Source organism: Bradyrhizobium genomosp. I (2014), assembly GCF_000261685.1.
Classification (GTDB): domain Bacteria; phylum Pseudomonadota; class Alphaproteobacteria; order Rhizobiales; family Xanthobacteraceae; genus Bradyrhizobium.
In genome coordinates, this window is record NZ_AJQE01000165.1 from 21,467 (window position 1) to 27,466 (window position 6,000).

Annotated in this window: 5 protein-coding genes, 1 tRNA gene and 1 pseudogene; 1 reads left to right on the forward strand and 6 read right to left on the reverse strand. The window is 64.3% G+C overall.

Features of this window, described 5'->3' with window-relative positions; genetic code table 11:
• Window positions 1-8: 8 nt before the first annotated feature.
• From IC50_RS15860 to IC50_RS15885, 6 genes are all read right to left on the reverse strand, one after another.
• Window positions 9-371 (reverse strand): DUF1428 domain-containing protein, encoded by a 363-nt coding sequence (locus IC50_RS15860; RefSeq protein WP_035706291.1) that lies wholly within the window; start codon window positions 369-371, stop codon window positions 9-11.
• 169 nt (window positions 372-540) lie between these two features.
• Window positions 541-614, reverse strand: a tRNA-Gln gene (locus tag IC50_RS15865).
• A 214-nt stretch (window positions 615-828) separates the two neighbouring features.
• On the reverse strand, window positions 829-1,731 hold the full coding sequence (gene rnz, locus IC50_RS15870) for a ribonuclease Z (RefSeq protein ID WP_035706316.1): 903 nt from the start codon (window positions 1,729-1,731) through the stop codon (window positions 829-831).
• Window positions 1,732-1,759: 28 nt separating this feature from the next.
• A complete protein-coding gene (locus IC50_RS15875) occupies window positions 1,760-2,743 on the reverse strand; it encodes an antibiotic biosynthesis monooxygenase (RefSeq protein ID WP_035706294.1) in 984 nt (327 codons plus the stop codon).
• A gap of 11 nt (window positions 2,744-2,754) precedes the next feature.
• Window positions 2,755-4,152, reverse strand: coding sequence for a guanine deaminase (guaD, locus tag IC50_RS15880; protein ID WP_035706297.1), 1,398 nt, complete (start codon window positions 4,150-4,152; stop codon window positions 2,755-2,757).
• Between the two features lie 15 nt (window positions 4,153-4,167).
• Window positions 4,168-5,385 carry a multidrug effflux MFS transporter gene (locus tag IC50_RS15885; protein WP_035706300.1) on the reverse strand — a complete coding sequence of 406 codons (1,218 nt, stop codon included), beginning with the start codon at window positions 5,383-5,385 and terminating at the stop codon, window positions 4,168-4,170.
• Window positions 5,386-5,766: 381 nt separating this feature from the next.
• Between IC50_RS15885 and IC50_RS15890 the strand changes: the two are divergent.
• Window positions 5,767-6,000 (forward strand): annotated as a pseudogene (locus IC50_RS15890) (amidase); the annotation flags it as partial.

Below are 6,000 nucleotides of genomic sequence, written 5' to 3' on the forward strand. Positions count from 1 at the left end.
CCGTGCTGTCAGCCGACGATGTCGTTCGCCCGGAGCAGCGTCGTGAAGCCGCCATAGATCATGCGCTTGCCGTCGAACGGCATGCCCTCGAACGTCATCCGCGGGTCCGCCATCACCTTCTTGTTGACGGCATCGCGAGTCTCCCGGTCGCGGTAGACGATCCAGGAGAACACCACGACCTCGTCCTCCTTCGCCATCACCGCGCGCGGAAACGAGGTGAGCTCCCCATAGGGAACGTCGTCACCGATGCATTCGACATAATCGAGCGCACCGTGCTCCATCCAGATCGCACAGGCGGTCGCCGCCAGCGCCTTGTAGGCCTCGAGCTTGTCCTTCGGCACGGCGAGAACGAAACCATCGACATAGGGCATTGCGGATCTCCTTGGGTTGCACGGCCAAAGGACGATACGGCGCGCCGCGATCCGACCCGCGAATGCGAATGTCAGGTGAGGCAAACCGTCGCGAGCAGCGAGGCGGCCGACGAACCTGCCATCCTGCTCAAGGGGGACTTGGAAATCGGACCTTGGAAAGTGCCGGAACTGGCTGGGGAACCTGGATTCGAACCAAGACAAACAGAGTCAGAGTCTGTTGTGCTACCGTTACACCATTCCCCACCGAAGCGCTTGAAATTGCTAAGCTTTCCTCGGAAGTTTTGCAGGACTGACTGAAAGTTTTGCAAATCAGCGGCCCGCAGGCCGGTCATATAGCCGCGCCAGCGTTTGCGGTCCAGTCCTTCTGTGAACATCGTCGCCTGTTCTCGCTGCGTTCACGCCCGAGCGAAACGTCTTGTTGCTCATTTCGGACAGTCCCGGCCTCGCAATGGGCTGATCAGACGACGATGCGATCGAAGTCCGCGGCGATCCGGGTGTTCGGGAAGATCTTTGCGGCTTCGGAAAGAATCTCCTCGTCTTCGTAGCGTCCCGACATATGCGTCAGCACGAGCTGCCCGACGTTGTTCGTGGCTGCAAAGGAAGCCGCTTCTGCCGCGGTGAGATGGCCGTAGTTCCGCGCGGTCGGCGCGTCGCGATCGAGGAACGTCGCCTCGATCACCATCATGTCGGCATCGGCAACGTATTGCGACAGCCCCTCGGTGGTCTCGGTGTCGCCGATCACGACGAGCTTCCTGCCGCCGCTCGGCGGACCGAGGACGTCTTCCGGATCGATGGTTCGGTTGGCGAGCACGATCGGTCGGCCCGCGGCCAATTCGCCGCGCAAGGGACCGTCGGGGACACCAAGCCTCATGAGCCGATCGGTCCGAAGATGACGGCGCGCTGGGCTTTGAAACACGAAACCAAAACTGTCGGTGTCGCGATGGCGGACCGCGAAACAATCGATGGTGAACTCACCGGCATCGATGACCTGTCCTTCGGTCAGCGCTGCGAACTCCACCGCGATCGGCGCCCTGCCCGCGCCCCACAGGCCTGCGAGCATTCGGATGACGATGTCGAGCGTGCCCTCCCCGCCGTGAATGGTCATCACTTCGGAGGTCTGCCGCAGGCCGAGCGTCGAGAACAGGCCGGGAATGCCGAGCACGTGATCGAGATGAGCGTGCGTCAGCAGGATGCGGTCGAGCCGCCGAAAGCCGGCGCCACTGCGCAGCAGCTGGCGCTGCGTGCCCTCGCCGCAATCAATCAGGACACGCTTGCCCGCGGCTTCCACGAGGAGCGCCGGATGGTTGCGCTCCGCTGAGGGAACGCTTGCCGAGGTCCCGAGAAATGTCAGGGCGAACATGGTCGTCACGTGCCAGTTGCGGACGGTCTCACCGCCCCCAATGCCACGCGAGCAGCAGCGCGTACAGCGCCATCGATGCGACGTAGAGCGCGGCGAGCAGCGCGTAGCCCGCGATCTGGCGGCCGAGCGTCGCCTTCGGCGTCACCCACCAGTCGAGCGCCCTGAACGCGGCGGGCACCAGCCACCAGCCGAGCAGCTGGGTGCTGACGAGATTGCCGACGAACAGCGACAGCCAGATCGGCACGCCGTGACTGTCGATCAGCGGCCGGCTGATGAAAGTGCCCCAGAGATAGACCACGGGATAGAGCACCAGCAGGACGATGAGATTGCTCTTCCAGATCAGCTCCGGACCTTGTTCCGGAGCCTGCGTCTTGCCGGCCGGGAACCAGAAATTGAAGCCGTAGCTCGCCCGCTTCACGTTCATGCCGGCGTTGAAGCGTTCGCCCTCCTTCAGCAGCGTCTGCCGCACGGGCGAGTCGAGCCAGGCATTGAGATTTTCATCGCTGTCGAACGACAGGATGATGATCCATTCGTCGTGCAGGCCCGGAATCGGCCGCTCGATCTTGTGGCGCAGGAATCCCTTGAACTCGGCTTCCGCGGCCTGGATGCGCTGCTGCCATTTCAGGAACGCATCCTCGAGCCCGTCGGGAACCTCGAAGGAGATGACGGCGGACACCGCATTGTCACGCTGAACGCCGGTGTCGGGGAGGATATGGACGTCCTCGGAGCCGACGAAGAAGCGTTGTACCTGCCCGATCAGCCGCGCCCGAACATCGCTCTGGAGCCAGGCGCGTGCTGCGGCCGGGCTGGCGAAACGCAGGATCGTCACCCAGTCCACATGAGCGGGCGGTTGCGGCGGCACCACCTCCTGCCCCAGGAATCCGGGCCACGCCTTGAGCACCTCGCCAACCTCGCCGTTCCACCGCGCGAACGCGGCAAAGCCGTCGTCGGCAATGCGGCGCTGGATGACGAGGGCGACCGGCTGGCCGGGCGTGTCGGGGGATGCGCTCATGAGCTGCCGTCTCAGCTCTTCTTGTAGAGACGCTTGCCCATCACCCAGGTCTCGTCGACGCAGCGATCGTCGCCGACCATCATGACGGCGAACAGCATGCTCGCGGCTTCATCCATCGTGCGCGGGCCGGCGCCGTCCGCGATCAGCGACTGGTGCCACGCTTGCGCCATCTGCCCGCCGTTCGGATCGAGCGCGACGAAATCGGCCTCCTTGCCGGGCTCGAAATTGCCGAGCTTGTCGTCGATGTAGAGACCTTCGGCACCGCCGAGTGTGATCGACCAGAAGCCGCGATAGGGCGACAGCTTGTTGCGCTCGGCCTCTGCAAGGTCCTTGCGCGTGGGATCGATGCTGCCGTCGAGCAGCGTGTTGTTGCACATGCCGACCTTGTAGGCGTCGTCGAGCACGGAGATCATCGAGAATCGGTTGCCGCCGCCGACGTCGGTGCCGAACGACATCTTCACGCGATGCTCGGGATCGGTGGCGCGGCCGAGCCGGAACAGGCCGCTGCCGAGGAACAGGTTCGAGCACGGGCAGAACACCACCGCGGCGCCCTTCTTCGACATGCGGCGGAATTCGTTGTTGGAAAGATAGACGCCGTGGCCGCCGGAGAACTTTGGACCGACCAGGTCGAACTTCTCGTAGACCCCGAGATAGTCCTGGCAGTCCGGATGCTCGACCAGCACGCCGCTGCATTCGGCCGGGTTCTCGGAGATGTGGGTGTTGACCCAGCAATCCGGGTGCTCGTGCTTGAGGCGCTGACACGCCCTGAGCAGTTCCGGCGAGGCGCCGAAGGCGAACCGCGGCGTGATGGCGTAGAGGTTGCGGCCCTTGTTGTGGTACTGCGCGATCAGCCGCTTGCTGTCGCGATAGAAATTCTCGGGGGTGTCGATGAAATCGGCCGGCGCGTTGCGATCGATGCCGGTGAGGCCCGCGATGACGCGCATGTTGCGGCGGGCGGCTTCCTCGAACAGCTCCTCGGTCGAGACGGGCGAGGAGCTGGTGAAGGCCTGGCAGGTGGTGGTGCCGGACGCCAGCAGCGCGTCGAGGAAACGCTTCACACCCTCGCGCGCGTAGTTGCGGTCGCGGTATTTGAGCTCTTCGGGATAGACCCACTTCTGCAGCCACGGCAGCAGCTGCTCGCCATAGGCACCGAGAACCCGGGTCTGCGGCAGATGAATGTGACCGTCGATGAAGCCTGGAACGATGATGCGGTCCTTGATGTGGGTGATCTCGACGCCCGGATGCGCGGCGGCGATCTTGTCATGGGGGCCGAACGCCTTGATCACGCCGTCCGTGACGACCATGAGGCCGTCCTCGTGAAAGCGGGCGGCCGCCTGCTCGTTGCCGACGTGCTTCCAGGGATCGTCGACGAAATCGAAGAACGTGCCGCGAATACCGATAGTGGTCATGAATGGGTTCCTTCCTTAAGTCTGTGTGGCGTGGTGCGCTGAGGGCAGCGAGATCGCCAGCAGCGCGCCCGCAATGGCGCAGAGGCCGAGATAGAGCCAACCGATCGGCGCCTGCGTCGCTTCGGGCAGCACCGCCGCGATCGCCATGGCGCCGCTGACGGCGAGATAGCAGAGTGCGCTGATCAGGCCGCCGATCAGTCCGTGGTCGCGCTCGAACAGGCCGAGCGCCATGCCGTACATCATCGGGCACAGCACGCCGCAGCCGCCGAGCACCAGCGCGCCGCCGATCGTGATCGACGCGAAATCGAGACCCAGGGTCATGCCTGTTACCGTCAGGACGGCGGCGCCAGCGAGGAACAGCGCGAAGGCGCCGAAGCCCAGCATGCGGGCCGGCATGAAGCGGGCGAAATGCGCGCAGCCCAGTTCGCCGGCGAGATTGACGCCGCCAAGGCCGAGCGCGACGAGGCCGTAGATCGCCGCCGAATAACCAAGGCCGGTCTGGTAGAAGAACGGTGCGACGACGCCGAATGCCAGCTGCGCGCTGGCTGCCGCGGCAAAGACCAGCACGAAAGCCAGGAAGCCCCGACGAACGAGAGCCTCGCGCAAGAGACCGGCAGTGCGGTGCGGATCAAACGGTGAGCGCCGTTCCGCTGGCAACGTTTCAGGCAGAAAGAATACGACGATCATGGCGACGATTGCTGCGGCGACGGCAATCACGACGAACACTCCGCGCCAGGACGTCAGCTCCACGATGAATCCGCCGGCCGCCGGAGCAAGCACGGGCGCCAATCCCCAGGCGGCTCCAAGCAGACCCGAAATCGCAGTAAGCTCGCGGCCGCGGAAGCAATCGGCGGCGACCGCATAGGCGACGACGAGGCAGGTGCAGCCGCCGATGCCTTGCAGGAAGCGCAAGCCGAGCAGCAGCGAAGCGCTGGTGGCGAGCGCACAGGCGATGCTCATCGCGATCAGCACCGACAGCCCTGCGAGCAGGACGTTGCGGCGGCCGAGCGTGTCGGAGGCGATGCCGACCGGCACCAGGGCAAGGCTCATGCCGAGCATGTAGGCGGTGACGGTGTTCTGCATCGACGCCGCATCAGTGGCGAGATCCACCACCATCTGCGGCAGGCCGGGCGTATAGGCATCGAGCGGAATCTGGCTGAACGGCACGACGCATAGCAGGATCGGCACGATCCCACCCTTCGCGCGACCGGCGTCCGAAGCAAGTGCAGTCATGGCTCACGCCCCCTCGATGCCCGCGAGCCCCATCTTTTCGTGCGCGCAATGAGAGGCGACGATGCAGGTTGCGGGTCTTGACGCGCGGAACGTGCCAGAACTGTGTATAAAAACTCTTAGGGGTGCCCGCATCGCCACGGATTCTGCCGGTGGATGCCGGGGCTCGGATGCGCTCAAAACAAAAACGCGAAAACAACCCCATGCACAGTACAAGTCATTGAAGAATTTCGCTCGTGCGCGGCGAGCGCACTGATTTGACACGTCGGGCAAAACAGGCGCACGGTTACATCATCAGCCCAGGATCAATTCGCCGTTGAGCCGCCCCATTAACCTGTCGGAAGGCATGAGCAACTGCGACCAACTTCGCGCTCGGAGTTCGTGATGCAAAAGGAACTGAACGCAGATGCCGGCGGCTTGAGCTACGGCTCGATCAGCGCGCTACTGAGCGCTTTGCATCTGCGGAAGGTGTCTGCATCCGAGTTGCTCGAACACACCATTGCCCGCATCGAGGCCCTGGACGAGCCGATCAACGCGATCATCGTTCGTGATTTCGATCGCGCCAGGGACGCCGCGCGCGCCGCCGATGCCGCGCTTGGCCGGGGAGAGCGGCTGGCG